The organism is Providencia sp. PROV267, from assembly GCF_028477825.1.
GTDB classification, from domain to species: domain Bacteria; phylum Pseudomonadota; class Gammaproteobacteria; order Enterobacterales; family Enterobacteriaceae; genus Providencia; species Providencia stuartii.
Map to the genome: position 1 here is coordinate 79,941 of NZ_JAMPLX010000001.1, position 15,846 is coordinate 95,786.

Annotated in this window: 15 protein-coding genes; 10 read left to right on the forward strand and 5 right to left on the reverse strand. The window is 43.6% G+C overall.

All coding sequences use genetic code 11. From position 1 onward, the window contains the following. Nucleotides 1–128: 128 nt before the first annotated feature. The 7 genes from PR709_RS00345 to PR709_RS00375 all read left to right on the forward strand — a co-directional run bounded on the left by PR709_RS00345 (nucleotide 129) and on the right by PR709_RS00375 (nucleotide 6,216). Nucleotides 129–1,526, forward strand: coding sequence for an amino acid permease (locus tag PR709_RS00345; RefSeq protein WP_014656287.1), 1,398 nt, complete (start codon nucleotides 129–131; stop codon nucleotides 1,524–1,526). A 161-nt stretch (nucleotides 1,527–1,687) separates the two neighbouring features. Continuing rightward, a complete protein-coding gene (gene prmB, locus PR709_RS00350; protein ID WP_004921227.1) occupies nucleotides 1,688–2,620 on the forward strand; it encodes a 50S ribosomal protein L3 N(5)-glutamine methyltransferase in 933 nt (310 codons plus the stop codon). Between the two features lie 74 nt (nucleotides 2,621–2,694). Continuing rightward, nucleotides 2,695–3,792, forward strand: a complete 1,098-nt coding sequence (aroC, locus tag PR709_RS00355; protein ID WP_004921225.1) for a chorismate synthase — start codon at nucleotides 2,695–2,697, stop codon at nucleotides 3,790–3,792. Between the two features lie 170 nt (nucleotides 3,793–3,962). Then, entirely contained in the window at nucleotides 3,963–4,766 is an 804-nt protein-coding gene (locus tag PR709_RS00360; protein WP_014656286.1) for a TSUP family transporter, read from the forward strand. A gap of 16 nt (nucleotides 4,767–4,782) precedes the next feature. After that, entirely contained in the window at nucleotides 4,783–5,331 is a 549-nt protein-coding gene (locus PR709_RS00365) for an elongation factor P hydroxylase (RefSeq protein WP_004921221.1), read from the forward strand. A 29-nt stretch (nucleotides 5,332–5,360) separates the two neighbouring features. After that, on the forward strand, nucleotides 5,361–5,633 hold the full coding sequence (locus PR709_RS00370) for a YfcL family protein (RefSeq protein ID WP_004921219.1): 273 nt from the start codon (nucleotides 5,361–5,363) through the stop codon (nucleotides 5,631–5,633). 58 nt (nucleotides 5,634–5,691) lie between these two features. Next, complete coding sequence (locus tag PR709_RS00375) at nucleotides 5,692–6,216, forward strand: GNAT family N-acetyltransferase (RefSeq protein ID WP_004921217.1); 525 nt, start codon at nucleotides 5,692–5,694, stop codon at nucleotides 6,214–6,216. A gap of 135 nt (nucleotides 6,217–6,351) precedes the next feature. On the opposite strand, the gene mnmC is transcribed toward PR709_RS00375, so the two are convergent. Continuing rightward, the gene (gene mnmC / locus PR709_RS00380; RefSeq protein ID WP_204280506.1) at nucleotides 6,352–8,406 is read right to left on the reverse strand and encodes a bifunctional tRNA (5-methylaminomethyl-2-thiouridine)(34)-methyltransferase MnmD/FAD-dependent 5-carboxymethylaminomethyl-2-thiouridine(34) oxidoreductase MnmC; all 2,055 of its coding nucleotides are present in this window, start codon (nucleotides 8,404–8,406) and stop codon (nucleotides 6,352–6,354) included. 204 nt (nucleotides 8,407–8,610) lie between these two features. Between mnmC and fabB the strand changes: the two genes are divergently transcribed. Then, a complete protein-coding gene (gene fabB / locus PR709_RS00385) occupies nucleotides 8,611–9,825 on the forward strand; it encodes a beta-ketoacyl-ACP synthase I (RefSeq protein WP_004921214.1) in 1,215 nt (404 codons plus the stop codon). A gap of 59 nt (nucleotides 9,826–9,884) precedes the next feature. Here fabB and PR709_RS00390 read toward each other — a convergent pair whose 3' ends face one another. From PR709_RS00390 to PR709_RS00405, 4 genes are all read right to left on the reverse strand, one after another. Beyond that, nucleotides 9,885–10,328, reverse strand: coding sequence for a hypothetical protein (locus PR709_RS00390; protein WP_004921211.1), 444 nt, complete (start codon nucleotides 10,326–10,328; stop codon nucleotides 9,885–9,887). Nucleotides 10,329–10,505: 177 nt separating this feature from the next. Next, nucleotides 10,506–12,023 carry a tripartite tricarboxylate transporter permease gene (locus PR709_RS00395; RefSeq protein WP_004921210.1) on the reverse strand — a complete coding sequence of 506 codons (1,518 nt, stop codon included), beginning with the start codon at nucleotides 12,021–12,023 and terminating at the stop codon, nucleotides 10,506–10,508. Between the two features lie 10 nt (nucleotides 12,024–12,033). Next, nucleotides 12,034–12,465, reverse strand: coding sequence for a tripartite tricarboxylate transporter TctB family protein (locus PR709_RS00400; RefSeq protein ID WP_272570682.1), 432 nt, complete (start codon nucleotides 12,463–12,465; stop codon nucleotides 12,034–12,036). Between the two features lie 12 nt (nucleotides 12,466–12,477). Next, nucleotides 12,478–13,452 carry a Bug family tripartite tricarboxylate transporter substrate binding protein gene (locus PR709_RS00405; protein WP_272570683.1) on the reverse strand — a complete coding sequence of 325 codons (975 nt, stop codon included), beginning with the start codon at nucleotides 13,450–13,452 and terminating at the stop codon, nucleotides 12,478–12,480. Between the two features lie 291 nt (nucleotides 13,453–13,743). On the opposite strand from PR709_RS00405, the gene tctD reads away from it, so the two are divergent. Next, complete coding sequence (gene tctD, locus PR709_RS00410; protein ID WP_004921202.1) at nucleotides 13,744–14,412, forward strand: transcriptional regulator TctD; 669 nt, start codon at nucleotides 13,744–13,746, stop codon at nucleotides 14,410–14,412. Continuing rightward, nucleotides 14,409–15,827: a sensor histidine kinase gene (locus PR709_RS00415; RefSeq protein WP_014656281.1), complete on the forward strand. Its 1,419-nt coding sequence runs from the start codon at nucleotides 14,409–14,411 to the stop codon at nucleotides 15,825–15,827. Before tctD ends, PR709_RS00415 begins: the two co-directional genes overlap by 4 nt. Nucleotides 15,828–15,846 lie beyond the last annotated feature (19 nt).

A 15,846-nucleotide genomic window follows, 5' to 3' on the forward strand; every position in this document is an offset into this window, starting at 1 on the left:
GTACCCATTAATCTTCAAGCGACATGAGAGATAGATATCTGTCTGTCACCTTAGTGAGCTTGTGTCTACTCATCATTCTGAGAAGTGGCTTGAATGATTTAGGGTATATAAAAAACGAAGGATAAATCATGCAAAGCACAACAAAACTTACGCGTGGACTTTCTGCGCGTCACATCCGGTTTATGGCCCTCGGGGCAGCGATTGGTACAGGTCTTTTTTATGGTTCAGCAAAAGCGATTGAAACGGCAGGCCCTGCGGTTTTAATTGCTTATATTATTGGTGGCGCGGCGGTTTTTATGGTGATGCGCGCCCTAGGGGAAATGGCGGTACATAACCCCCTTGCTGGCTCCTTCTCACAGTATGCAAGTCACTATTTAGGTCCACGAGCAGGTTTTTTTGCTGGTTGGACATATGTTTTTGAAATGCTCATTGTCTGCTTAGCAGACGTCACCGCATTTGGTTTTTATATGAAGCTCTGGTTTCCTGAGGTCGCTCAGTGGATCTGGGTTTTGAGTATCATCTGTTTTATCGGGGCAATTAACCTTTGTCATGTAAAAGTATTTGGTGAAATGGAGTTCTGGCTCTCTATCATCAAAATTGTTGCAATTATCGCGATGATCATCGGCGGTGCGGCGATTATGGTGTTTGGCTTTGGGCAAGCCTCTGAGCATGCAGTCGGTATTACAAACCTATTTGAGCACGGTGGCTTTATGCCAAATGGGATCGGAGGGGTTATCGCATCGTTTGCCGTGGTAATGTTCGCCTTTGGGGGCATTGAAGTCATTGGTATTACGGCAAGTGAAGCTAAAAATCCTGACGTAACAATTCCTCGTGCTATCAATGCGGTACCAATTCGTATCCTACTCTTTTATGTCTTAACTTTATTTGTCTTAATGTGTATCTACCCTTGGAATCAAATTGGTCACCAAGGCAGTCCATTCGTACAAATTTTTGATAGCCTAGGCATTGCATCGGCCGCAAACATTTTGAACGTGGTAGTGATCACCGCAGCAATCTCCGCTATCAACAGTGACATCTTTGGGGCGGGCCGTATGATGTATGGTATGGCACACGAAGGGCAGGCACCGAAAGTATTCACTAAACTGACCAAAAATGGTGTGCCATGGATGACCGTACTGGTGATGTCAATTATTTTGCTGGTTGGGGTGGTATTGAATTATCTGATCCCTGAAAAAGTGTTCTTAGTGATTGCATCGATTGCAACCTTTGCCACGATTTGGGTATGGCTGATGATCTTGGTATCACAGGTAGCCATGCGCCGCAAAATGACGCCAGAGCAGGTGAGTAAACTGAAATTCCCTGTACCATTATGGCCAGTTGGTCCAGCACTTGCCATCATATTTATGCTATTTATCTTTGGGGTACTCGGTTATTTTGAAGATACACGTATTGCTTTATATGTGGGTATTGTTTGGTTGGTGATTTTAGCCGTCGTTTATGCACTGTGGGTTAAACAACCCAATGCGGAGACTGACGTAAATTACAACGCTGAGTCGGTAGAATAACGACTTATCCTAAGAGGCCTCCAGTTTAAACAGGGGGCCTTTTGACATTAAATAGTTTCCCCTCTGTTTTCCTCGCGATTTTATTGTATTAATCTGCTGATTTGTGTCTCACTTCGTGGCAAACTTGAACACTTTCGATATACAGTCTGGAGAAACCCTTCTTGGAAAAGATCTTCGTTGATGAAGCTGTTGCTGAGCTTCATACCATTCAGGACATTTTACGTTGGACAATGAGCCGCTTTAATGCTGCCAATGTTTATTATGGTCACGGTACTGATAATGCATGGGATGAAGCGTTACAATTAGTGCTACCAACGCTTTACTTACCTCTTGATGTACCGGATGAACTATTGACCTCGCGCCTGACTCCAACGGAGCGTCATCGTATCATTGAACGTGTATTGCGTCGTATTAATGAGCGTGTTCCAGTGGCTTACCTGACTAACTGTTCGTGGTTCTGTGGACATGAGTTCTATGTGGATGAGCGTGTATTAATTCCTCGTTCACCAATTGGAGAGCTTATCAACAACCATTTTGTTGGCTTGTTGGCTGATGAGCCGCGAACGATACTTGATATGTGTACAGGGAGTGGCTGTATCGCAATCGCCTGTGCGTATGAATTCCCTGAAGCGGAAGTGGATGCGGTCGATATCTCGACCGATGTGCTTGCCGTTACTGAACACAATATTGCGAATCATGGTTTAGAGCACCGCGTTATTCCTATCCGCTCTGATCTGTTTAGGGATATGCCTGACGTTAAGTATGATTTAATTGTGACTAATCCACCTTATGTTGATGCTGAGGATATGGATGATTTACCGGAAGAGTTCCGCGTTGAGCCTGAATTGGCGCTAGCGGCGGGAAGCGATGGTTTAAAATTGGTGCGTCGTATTTTAGCAAATGCACCACGCTTTCTGAGTGATGAGGGTGTATTGATCTGCGAAGTCGGTAACAGTATGGTACATCTGATTGAACAATACCCAGAAATTCCCTTTATTTGGTTAGAGTTTGAGTATGGTGGTGATGGAGTATTTATGTTGACGCGTGAGCAATTAGTTGAACATCATGCTCATTTTCAACTTTATATTGATTAAGAAAATATTGCGCGGCATTCTAATCAACCACAACATCAAAATAACAATCATGAAATATTAATTAGGAATTTGGTATGGCAGGAAATTCAATAGGGCAACTGTTTCGGGTTACCACTTTTGGGGAATCTCATGGCTTGGCTTTGGGGTGCATCATTGATGGTGTGCCACCAGGGCTAGCATTAACAGAAGCCGATCTACAAGGGGATCTTGACCGCCGCCGTCCGGGAACGTCTCGTTATACTACTGCACGTCGAGAGCCTGATCAGGTCAAAATTCTATCTGGGGTATTTAATGGTGTCACTACGGGAACCAGCATAGGCCTATTGATTGAAAATACCGATCAACGTTCTCAAGACTACAGCGCAATTAAAGATGTCTTTAGACCAGGGCACGCAGATTATACCTACGAACAAAAATATGGTCAGCGCGACTACCGTGGAGGCGGGCGCTCTTCTGCTCGTGAAACGGCTATGCGTGTTGCGGCTGGAGCAATCGCTAAAAAATACCTACAAGAAAAATTGGGGATCACGATACGTGCCTGTTTGACACAAATGGGGCCAGTGAAATGTGAAATCAAAGATTGGTCTATTGTTGAGCAAAACCCTTTTTTCAGCCCTGACCCTAGTCAATTAGAAGCGCTAGATGAGTTACTAAGAGGGCTAAAAAAAGAGGGAGATTCGATTGGCGCGAAAGTGACTGTCGTGGCTGAGAATGTACCAGCAGGATTGGGAGAGCCTGTATTTGACCGCTTAGATGCAGATATTGCTCATGCTTTAATGAGTATTAATGCTGTTAAAGGGGTTGAAATTGGGGATGGTTTTGGAGTAATTGGCCTGAAAGGGAGTGAAAACCGCGATGAAATCACTCGCGAGGGCTTCACTTCAAACCACGCTGGGGGCATTCTAGGGGGGATAAGTAGCAGCCAACCTATTATTGCGCATATCGCGATGAAGCCAACCTCCAGTATTACCGTTTCAGGTAAAACGCTAAATCGTGATGGTGAAGAAGTCGAAATGATCACCAAAGGTCGACATGACCCTTGTGTTGGTATTCGAGCCGTACCTATTGCAGAAGCAATGATGGCGATTGTATTGATGGATCACTATTTACGTCACCGTGGGCAATGTGCTGATGTTATACCCACAATGAAACCATTTTCAGGATTGTCGTAAAGAGTGCGTAAGGGGGCATAGTCTCCCTTATTGTTAATATGAAGGTTTGGATGACGCCTCCTTAAAAATACCTCATCTGGGCAGTGATACTCTGTGGGCTTGTATTTGTTTATCAGCGGCAGAGTAGATTACGTATCGCCGTAATGGCAATTCTGTTACTTGGATTAAAAATGGATTGGCTGACTGTTGTTGCACCTGAAATTTATTTATTACTTTTCTGTGTTGCATTGTTCGCGGGATTTATTGACTCCATAGCTGGCGGCGGGGGGTTATTAACCATCCCTGCATTACTTTCTGTCGGTATAACGCCTGTTGAGGCACTTGCAACTAACAAACTCCAAGCAGTTGGAGGTTCGTTCTCATCGTCACTCTATTTTGTTCGACGTAAAGCGATTAACTTACGAGAGCAAATGTTCCCCTTTATCATGACGATCATTGGTGCCATGTTAGGCGCTATCTTGATCCAAATGATTAATACGGATTTTCTCAAACAGCTCTTGCCTATCATGGTTATCTGCGTTGGCCTGTACTTTTTGTTAACACCGTCAATTGGTGCACAAGATCGTAAGCAACGTATTAGTATGCCTGTTTTTGGGGTTGCTGTTGGTATGACGATGGGTTTTTATGATGGCGCATTTGGGCCGGGAACTGGGTCATTTTTAGCATTAGGCTATGTGTTATTGTTGGGGTATAACCTTGCTAAAGCGACTGCCCATGCTAAGTTACTGAACTTTGCCTCAAATTTTGGCTCTTTAATATTTTTTATTATCGGAGGTCATGTTCTTTGGGTGCTCGGTTTTGTTATGCTTATCGGCCAAATGGTTGGCGCAAGACTAGGCGCTCGCTTGGTGTTAACGAAAGGGCAAAAACTGATCAGGCCAATGATTGTGATCATCTCTTTGCTGATGAGTATTAAATTGCTCCATGACAGCCATGGCGATGCTATCAAAGCTTGGGTTGTTTCATTATTTTAAAATGATTTGAATTTCCATGATTAAACATCATTATCAGCAGTTGATTGATATTTTTGAACAGTGCTTTGGCGAAGAGTACAACACCAAATTGGTGAAAGGTGACGATGAGCCAGTTTATTTACCGGCCGATGAGCAAACACCTTATCATCGCATTGTCTTTGCACATGGTTTTTTCACCAGCGCACTGCATGAAATTTCGCATTGGTGCATTGCGGGAGAGGCAAGACGCCAGCAAGTCGATTATGGCTACTGGTATTGCCCCGATGGTCGTGATGAAAAAACGCAATGTGCATTTGAAGTCGTTGAAATCAAACCTCAGGCGTTAGATTGGTTATTTTGTGTAGCGGCTGGCATTCCTTTTAATGTCAGTTGCGACAATCTAGAAGGGGATTTTGAGCCTGACCGTATCGCATTTCAGCGCAAAGTACATGGCCAAGTGATGGAATATTTAGCAAATGGTATTCCTGAAAGGCCATTACGCTTTGTGAACGCGTTACAAACGTTTTACAATACTCCACCACTTTGTGCAGAAGACTTCCCTTATCCGGAAGATATTTTTGCCTAATGACACATTAACGAGAGTAAGGATTAAGCATGCTTGCGGATTTTGAAACACGCATACTGACAAAAATTGATGATATGGTCGAACACGCAAGTGACGATGAATTATTTGCGGGCGGCTATTTGCGTGGGCATCTAACCCTTGCTGTCGCAGAGCTTGAACAAGAGAATGAAACCAGTGTTGATGCACTTTATCAACGTGTTGAAGAGAGTATTCAGCAGGCAATTAAAGGGGGAGAGCTCACCCCACCAGATCAAGTGCTGGTTTTAGGTATGTGGAAATCCTTACTGGATGACGTGCGTTAATCTCACACTATATTGATTATTAAGAGGAGGAAGCTCCTCTTTTTTATAGGTTTATTTTATGTTTCATATTCGCCAAGCACAGCCGTGCGACGCAAAAAAACTCCCTACTATCGAGCGCTCTGCCGCGCAAGTATTTCGTGGTCATCATCAATTTGCTTGGATTGCTGACGATGAAGTGCAATCAGAGCAAGATCATCTACAGTTTATTCAGGACAATAGGGAATGGGTGGCGGTAGATAATGACGATCAGCCCATTGGCTTTATTAATGTCGACAAATTAACGCATAGCCTCCATATCGGTGAAATTTCTGTGTGCCAATCGTGGCAGGGTAAGGGCGTAGGTCGGGCATTAATTCAGCATATTCTCCATTATGCGTTACAACATCACTTTGACTATGTGACGCTAACCACTTTCCGTGAAATCCCTTGGAATGCACCGTATTATCAGCGTTTTGGATTTTCTATCATTGATGAAGAGGCTCTACCCACTGAGTTAGAAGAAATTCTACAACAAGAAATTGATGCTGGGTTTAATGCTGCTGATCGTTGTGCAATGAGGATTAAAACAGTCCGTCCGAATTAAGATAGCAGTAACTTACTGTTTTTAGACGTTAATAGCCGCATTGAACGAATGCGGCTATTTTTTGCTGTTCATTCATATCGCTTTTTAAGCGATAAAGCGCTCGATATTATTACGTCAATAGAGCACAGGATTCTGTTATTTTATGATGTTTTCTTGTGGCATCACTTTAACTTCACGGCCTTTGAGCAATTTTCTCACCCAAAAGCGGTTAGGGTGCAATGCGGCTAACGTTTCATCATCTAAAGGCAGTGGTTCATTAAAGATTTGTGCGGCGAGTAACTCACCACACAAAGGCGCGGTTGAAAGCCCTCGTGAGCCTAACGCCCCTAAGATAAAGAGATTAGGATAGGTTGGGGCGAGTACAATATTTGCCTGTTTTTCCATCTGTTCAGGTAAATTTTCATAAGCTGCCATTAATTGCGTAAAGTGAGGGATATTCCCCACTAGTGGCATATGGTCGCGGATCACACAGCGGATCCCTTGGCGAGCTTGTTGAGCAGAAACATCAACCTCTTCTGGCCAACTCACATCGGGCAAACTATTGAGCAGTTTTTGGCGATTATCTTGCTGGTCTACTTCACTGTATGCAAAATCTAAGTGGTTACGCTGATAACTTGCCCCAATACAGTGCTGCTGGTTATTGGGATTTACTGGGGTTAAATAACCTTCATAGCATAATACATTGTTAAGTTGGCTTAATGATGGTGTCGTTGGGATATGACTCACTTGCCCTTTCACGGGGGTCACTGGAAGTTGTTGGGTTTGTTGAAACTGGGTAAGTAAATGACCATTAGCAATGACAACCGTTTGATGTAAATATTGTTGCTGTTTGCCGGAAACATTCGCAGATAAAGTCCACCCTTCCTCAGAATGCTGTAATTGCTCAACATCGTGATTAAAATGAAATTGAACGCCTTTTTCAGCGAGATAGCGCATAAGGCTTTCACATAATTGAGCGGGGCAAAGCCATCCCCCTTTAGCATAATGAATACCAGCATGGTTAACATCAAGACCTGCTAACTCGGTTAACTGCTCACGTGTCTTTGCAGCCGCGAACGCAGCAGGCCACTCAGTTTGCAGCATCGCATCAATCTTTTTGCGGCTTCTTTCATGGTAGGCTAGCTCAGAAACACCGCACCACTGGCTATCAAATGGGATCCCCGATTGGGAAAGATGACGATAAAAGCGGTGCGCATAAGGGAACGCACTGACGAAAAAACGCTCTAGAGGGTTATCACGCCCATTGAGAAGTGGGTAGACCGCCCCTTGGCGGTTGCCAGAAGCATTTTGTGCCACTTGTTGGTCTTTGCAATAGAGCGTGACGTTAGCACCGCGCTGATTTAAGGCATAGGCAGTGGTTAAACTGGCGAGACCTCCGCCTATGATAGCAACATCGGTTGGTATTGCAGCTGGCTGACGAGCGAACCAAGGTGTCATCATTCCGTCATGCTTATCCGCTAAGCTGCCTGTTAACATTTCCCGTTTACGACCAAAACCTTTAATTTTTTTGATAGTGAAACCCGCTTGTTGTAATCCGCGTTTCACAAAACCCGCAGAGGTAAAGGTCGCAAAAGTGCCTCCTTGGCGGGCAAATTTAGCCATTGCAGTGAACAGTTGTTCGCTCCACATTTGTGGGTTTTTAGAAGGTGCAAATCCATCTAAAAACCAAGCATCTATCTTATTGTTTAAATTGCTATTAAGTAGAGGTAATTGTTCATTTACGTCACCAAACCATAAATCAAGAATGATTTCCCCATTTTTTAAGATAATACGTTGGTTACCGGGTAGGGGATCAGGCCATTTTTCACAGAGCATTTGGGAGAGTGGATCTAGCTCAGGCCAACGGCTGTGGGCTGCTTTTAGGTCTTCTTGGCTGAGGGGGTATTTTTCAAAACTGATAAAGTGTAAGCGTTGTAGTTTTGCGTTGGGATGATTTTGCTTAAACTCTTCAAAACATTGGCATAAAGTAAGAAAGTTTAACCCAGTACCAAAGCCTGTTTCGGCAATAACACAGGTTTCAAAAGGATGTGTTTCAAAGCGCGTTGGAAATTGATTTCCTTGTAAAAAGACGTAGCGAGTTTCTTCAAGTCCATCTTGATTAGAAAAATAGACATCATCAAATTGTTCTGATACTGGCGTACCTTCATCATTCCAGCTAAGGCGGGCTGTTTGCACGGCTGACTTTTTCACACTTATGCCTGTTCTTATCCAAATAATCATTGAATTTTAGCGCCGAACAGGCATCAAGGCTACCTTTGAACAAAAATGTTATTATGTTCGATGAAAAAAAAATACAAATATTTACCCTGATCGGACTTGTTCAGCTTACAAGTGTAAGCTAAAGTGACAACCTGTAATCCCGTACTCACATTATTAAAAGACATGAGGTAATGAATGAAGCGTGCAGTCATCACTGGCCTGGGTATTGTTTCCAGTATTGGTAATAACCAGGAAGAAGTACTGGCTTCTCTGAAGGAAGGTCGTTCCGGGATCACTTTCTCAGAAGAATTCAAAGAGGCGGGGCTGCGTAGCCACGTCTGGGGTAATGTAAAAATGGATACTGACGGTCTGATTGATCGTAAGATCCGCCGTTTCATGAGTGATTGCTCAGTTTACGCCTATCTGTCTATGGAGCAGGCAATTAGTGATTCGGGTTTAACAGACGAACAAGTTTCGAATTTACGTACTGGTTTAGTGGTTGGTTCTGGCGGGGGCTCTCCGCGTAACCAAGTTGCTGGCTCTGATGGTATGCGTGCAAAAGGCCTTCGTGGTGTAGGCCCTTACATGGTTACACGAGCTATGGCATCTGGGATCTCAGCTTGCTTAGCAACACCTTTTAAAATTAAAGGGGTGAACTACTCAATCAGCTCTGCTTGCTCCACTTCTGCACACTGTATTGGTCATGCAGTTGAATTGATCCAGTTAGGTAAACAAGACGTTGTATTTGCAGGTGGCGGTGAAGAGTTGAGCTGGGAAATGACCTGTGAATTCGATGCAATGGGGGCATTGTCAACAAAATACAATGATACTCCAAGCAAAGCATCAAGAACCTACGATACTGACCGCGATGGTTTTGTTATTGCAGGTGGCGGTGGTATTGTGGTGGTTGAAGAGCTTGAGCACGCGCTCGCTCGTGGTGCCCATATCTACGCTGAAATTGTTGGTTATGGCGCAACGTCAGATGGTGCGGACATGGTTGCCCCTTCAGGTGAAGGTGCAGTACGTTGCATGCAAATGGCTATGCAAGGCATTGATGGTAAGGTTGATTACATCAATACACATGGTACTTCTACCCCTGTGGGGGATACGAAAGAGCTCGAAGCGATTCAAGAAGTATTTGGTAATGACTCACCCGCTATTTCTGCCACTAAGGCAATGACAGGGCACTCTTTAGGTGCTGCGGGTGTTCACGAAGCCATTTATAGCTTATTAATGTTAGAGCATGGCTTTATTGCACCAAGTATCAACGTCGAAAACTTAGACCCTAAAGCTCAAGGGCTGAATATTGTTACGAAACCGACAGAGCAAGCATTAGAGACAGTTATGTCTAACAGCTTTGGCTTTGGGGGGACTAACGCAACGTTAGTGATGAGCAAATATAAAGGCTAATTGGTCTTTCACGCTATCAAATTAAAAGCGAGAACCTCGATTCTCGCTTTTTTTTATGGTCAATCACCGCCGCCGCCACCGCCACAATCTCCTCCACCTGAATCACCGCCTGAAAAGTGGCCACTATGATTATCGTCAGAACGACTTGTATGATGATGGCTGTCTGAATCACTGCTTGGTGATAAATAGGGCGGATGTGATGATGATGTATTTGACGGAAAACGGAACACATCTTTTTTAATATTAATCACTTTTGCTTTGTTATCCACTACGCCAATTGTAATGACACTGACATTCTTAGTGAGGCGTAGTACCAATTTGCCATCGCAATACAGATGGACTTTACCAACCGCCTTCGCTAATAGCTCACCATTATCTTTATACGTTATTGTGGCAGGGTACTCGCTACTGATTTGGTATAGCTTATTGAATACAGTCACAAATTGATTATGATGAAGTGGCTTAGGCTGCCATTTAAAAAAAGCTTGTAACAATTTAAGCATAACAAATAATGTCGTCTAAGAGTGCTCACTGAGTATAAATAGGTAAAGGGAACATTGGCTGACTTGCTGAATGTTTAACGCCTTGTACTAAATGCAATGTGATGCTCAGTAATAAAAAATGCCCCTAACTACTGGTCGGGGCAAAGTTTACAGAGAAATCGATGAGATAATATAAGCTTAATCCGAGAGGGTGGATGGTTGGTGTTGGCGCTTTTTACGTATTAATTTAATAATTGGTGGTAGAGCGAGAACAAGTACAGCCATTACCAGTAAGCATTGAGAAATCGAACTACTCCAAAGAATATCGAAATCACCATTACTGATAGATAAAGAGCGACGTAAATTTTGTTCCAACATCTCGCCAAGAACAAAGCCAAGGATCAACGGCGATAATGGGAAATTCATTTTCCGTAGGATATAGCCAAATATGCCAAGTCCCATCATGAGTAGTAAGTCAAATGTAGTACTGTGAACCGCGTATACTCCAACGGCTGATATGGTGGCGATTGTCGGTACTAAGAACCAAAGTGGCACAGAGAGCATGCGTGTGAATAGCCCAATTAATGGAATATTCATGATCAATAAAACGATATTGGCTATCAACAATGCCGCGACTAATCCCCACACAATATCCGGTTGTTCCGTGAACATGCCAGGACCTGGAGTAATGTTATACAGTGTTAATGCGCCCATCATAACGGCGGTCGTACCTGAACCGGGAACACCAAGGGTCAACATCGGGATAAATGAGCCACAGGCTGAAGCATTATTAGCGGCTTCCGGCGCTGCAACACCTCGTACATCACCGTTACCAAACTGGTTGTTAGCCCCACTGATTTTTTTCTCTGTCATATAGGTGATAGCACTGGCGATGGTAGCACCCGCGCCGGGGAGGACACCGACAAAAAAACCGATAAAAGAGGAGCGTAACGTAGGGCCAGCACAAGCTTTAGCCTCTTTACGATTGAACAGCATACGGCCTGTTTTACGGATCAGCCCTTGGCCTGTTGCAGTTCCTTCTAACATCAATAGAATTTCACTAACGGAAAATAGCCCAATAACGAGCACAATAAATTGGATGCCATCCGATAAATTGACACTATTGAAAGTAAAGCGGTACTCACCAGAGTTTGCATCAACACCCACCGTGGCGAATGCGAGGCCAATTAATGCAGCCAGTAGGGATTTAACTGGGTTTTGGCTCATCATACTGCCAAGGCACGCGATGGCAAATACCATGAGCGCAAAGTATTCGGCGGGGCCGAACGCCAGCGCCCATTGTGCAAGTAATGGGGCGAATAGAATGATCCCGAAGATAGCGATGGTAGAGCCGATAAAGGAACTTACCGCTGAAATTGATAACGCCACCCCACCTTTACCCTGTTTTGCCATAGGGTAGCCATCAAGGGTTGTCATAATCGCGGCAGCATCACCGGGCACGTTTAATAAAATAGACGAGATTCGACCACCATATTCACAGCCTAGGTAGACGGTTGCCAACAATATTAAAGCCGATTCAGCAGGCAGTTTAAGGGCAAAAGCGAGCGGTAAAAGTATTGCAACGCCGTTTACTGGCCCTAATCCAGGCAACATACCGACAACCGTACCAATAAAGCAACCGATAAGTGCGATCACTAGGTTTTGTGGAATTAGTGCCACTTCAAAGCCTTGTGAAAGGTACATCCAAGTTTCCATGGCTATCTCCTTAATTAAACAAGTTGCCAATTGGCAAAGTGACATCCAGTAGCTTGTCGAAAGCATAAAAAAGCGTGATACCTAATACTGGGCCGGAAATGATGGCAGCAATAGGTGTCGCGCCAAACAGCAACGCAATACTGATAGTCAATAGAGAGGTCGATAACGGGAAGCTTAGCCACTCAAATACCCAAGCATAGATAACCAATGAAAGGATGAGTAATACTAAGCGACGTAACACATATGCCTTAGGCCATTCAATCGCTTCTTGTTTACCAACAAGTAAGATGAATGCGCATAAAGCCATTAACGAAAGTATGGCTATCGGAAAAGGGCGGGGGCCAAGTGGTTCATAGGCGTATTCACTTTGTATCCCCCAGCCAATATAGAGGCCGATACCACACAATATTAGCCAGACAATGGCGAATATGCGTTGGCTCATTATTGGCCTCCGTTATTTCGCTAAGCCAAATGAACGAGCTTGTTCGCGGTATTGCTCGATCTCTTTTTTGACATAACTATCCAGCTCTTGACCTGTTAAGTTATATTCAAATAACCCGCGTAGCTCACGTTGTTTCTTGAACTCATCGGTTTGTTGGAGTTTTTTGAAGGCTTCAACCCATTGATTATAATCTTCATCTGAGACTTTTGGCCCCATATAGAAACCACGAATAATCGGCCACTCAATGTCGTAACCTTGTTCTTTCGCTGTTGGAATATTTTCAAGGCCATCACCAAGGCGCTTATCGGAATAAACGGCTAATACACGCACTTTCCCATCATTAAGGTAAGGAGCCATTTCACTCATATCACCCGACATGACTTGGATGTGATTACCTAACAGTGCAGTTAAAGTTTCGCCACCGCCTTCAAAGGCCACATAGCGTATTTTGCGCGGATCCACATCAATCTGTTTCGCGAGTAATGCCGTCTTCATCCAATCTTGGCTACCTACCGATCCACCAGCACCAAAGACGATACTGTTAGGGTCTTTTTTGAATGCTTCCATCAGATCTTTTAGATTTTTATAAGGAGAGTCTTCACGAACAGCTATCATGCCGTAATCACTTCCCACACTGGCGAGCCAACGTACATCATTTTCGTTGTAACGACCAAATTTCCCTTGCGCTAGGTTAAGCAGTGAGCCGCCTGAGAAAGCAACGATTGTGCCAGCTTCGGCTGGGCGTTGTGCAACGATGGCATTATAAGCCACCGCGCCAATACCACCAGGCATATAGGTAACACGCATGGGTTTTTCAATTTCTTTGGTTTCGAGTAGGGAAACTTGCACTAACTTACAGGTTAAATCAAATCCACCGCCGGGTTTTGCTGGTGCGATACATTCAGTACGCTCAGGTAGAGCCGCAGCTTGGTTAAGACCAGCAAAGAAAAGGGCAGCAGCGAGTGTCGCTAATGATGTTTTTTTCATTCTTTATTTCCTCACAAAAAAGCAGACAAAAAGAGATGTCATTGTTGTTTTTCTAATCATCATCATGGGCTCATAAAGCTTTCATTTACCTTTCATTAACAAATGGAGTTGTTTTTTTGTGATGAATATCAGATTGTTTATTATTAGTAGTTTTAACTTGTTAATTTAATGTTAATTTGTATTCATATAATATTCTTGTGAGCCACCTTGAAAATATTGTGCTTAAGTATTTTATTTCTCAGGGGTTAATGCGAACGTATACTCAGTATTGAATGAATTGAGAGCATACAAATGAGAATATTATTGGTTGAGGATCATGACGAGTTGTCGTTATGGTTACAAAAAGCGCTTAGTTCGACCGGCTTTGCTGTCGATATTGCGAGTGATGGCGCGATTGCTGATCAATTATTACAAACAGAAAGCTACTCATTAGTGGTATTAGATGTGTCGTTGCCAAGGCTCAGCGGGTTAGAAGTACTTGCCCAAATGAGAAAACGGGGTCAAGAGATCCCCGTGTTGTTGTTAACGGCAAACTCAGATGTCTCAGATAGGGTCAAAGGGTTAAATGCAGGGGCAGATGATTATCTCACTAAACCGTTTGATTTAGCGGAATTAGAAGCTCGGATCAGAGCATTATTACGGCGGAGCCAAGGGCAGGTGAATGAGCCACAACGTTTTGGTTCACTTTGCTACCATGAAGAAGGCTATTTCTTAGTGGATAAAGAGCCGCTGGCCTTAACACCAAGAGAATTCGCAGTACTTAATACATTATTTCATCGTCGTGGGCGGCCTGTCTCAAAGACACAATTATTCGAACAGGTTTTTTCATTGTCCGATGAAGCTAACTTACAGAGTATTGAATTGTATGTGCATCGAGTAAGGAAAAAACTCACAGGAACCGATGTCAATATCAATACGCTTCGCGGATTAGGATACCGATTAGAGCAGTGTAGTGTATGAAATTAGTCTCTCATCCACGCTCTCTCTTTCATCAGTTACTGCTCTTTTTCGGTATCCCCCTCATTATGTTGGGGGGATTCTCCGTTTATACTCACTATTACAGTGCCAAAAACGCGGCAAATCAGGCCTATGATCGGACATTATTGGCTTCGGCTCGTACTGTTGCCGAGCGGCTAAAGGTTGAAAACGGTCATTTGATTGTTGATGTTCCTTATGTCGTTTTAGACAGTTTCGAACGAAATATTAATGACCGATTATTTTACCAAGTGATTGCGCCTAATGGTGAAACGATTTCTGGCTATGATGACCTACCTGAAATTCCCCCAAATTGGATGCGCTCTCAGTACTATACGGCGCTGGTCTATTTTTATGATGCCGAATATAAAGGTTTGCCTATCCGTGTGGCCACGTTTTATCAACCGATAAATGAAGGTGGCATGATGGGAATGGTGCAAATTCGCGTTGCTGAAACAGTCTCTTCGCGGCATGAGTTTGCTCGTCAACTATTAATATCCTCATTAATGAGCCAAGGTACTGTCGTGTTCCTGACATTAGTGCTGGCCTATTTATTACTGAGTAAGCTATTAACGCCGTTGAAAAAGTTATCTCAGTTAATGATGGGGCGCTCCGCTAATGATCTCACACCTATTCCTGATATTCTGCCATGGTCTGAATTATCGCCACTCGTGGACGCCCTGAATCGCTATATTGAAAGGCTAAAACGGATGGTTAAACGCCAAGAGCGCTTTAGTGCCGACGCTTCTCATCAATTGAAAACACCTTTAACGGTACTTAAAACCCAAGTGTCGGTTGCCCTGAATAGTACAAATGAAGTTCAGCGGCAGCAAAGTCTGCATGCGATTAATAAAACCCTCGACAGTACGATTGTCTTAACTGATAGGTTATTGCAACTCGCGCGTTTAAAAGCGCATGAGAAAGAGGCTATTCGTCACTATCGCGCGATTAATTTAGTGGAGTTAGTCCAACAGGCTTGTTTTACACGATTGGGGCAAGCCGAAAGTAAAGGAATTGACCTTGGTTATGAAGGACAAGAGCAATCATGGATTAAAGGTGAGCCTATTTTATTGGCAGAAATGTGTGCGAACTTAATCGATAATGCCATTAAATATACCCCTGATAACGGCATTGTAACGGTACGGATATTATTAAGCGAAAACAAACAGCATACCATATTAGAAGTTGAAGATTCAGGACCCGGTATCCCCGATAAAAAAATCAGTCGCTCAATGGAAGCATTTACACGCTTAAATAATGCATTAGCCATGGAAGGATCAGGTCTCGGGCTTGCGTTAGTGAAAGATATTGCGATTTATCATGGTACCGACCTGCAATTATTGAAGGGAAGAGAACTCGGTGGTTTGTTGGCAAAGGTGGTGTTTCAAACTAGCCAGTGATAAGTCAGATGAGGGTATT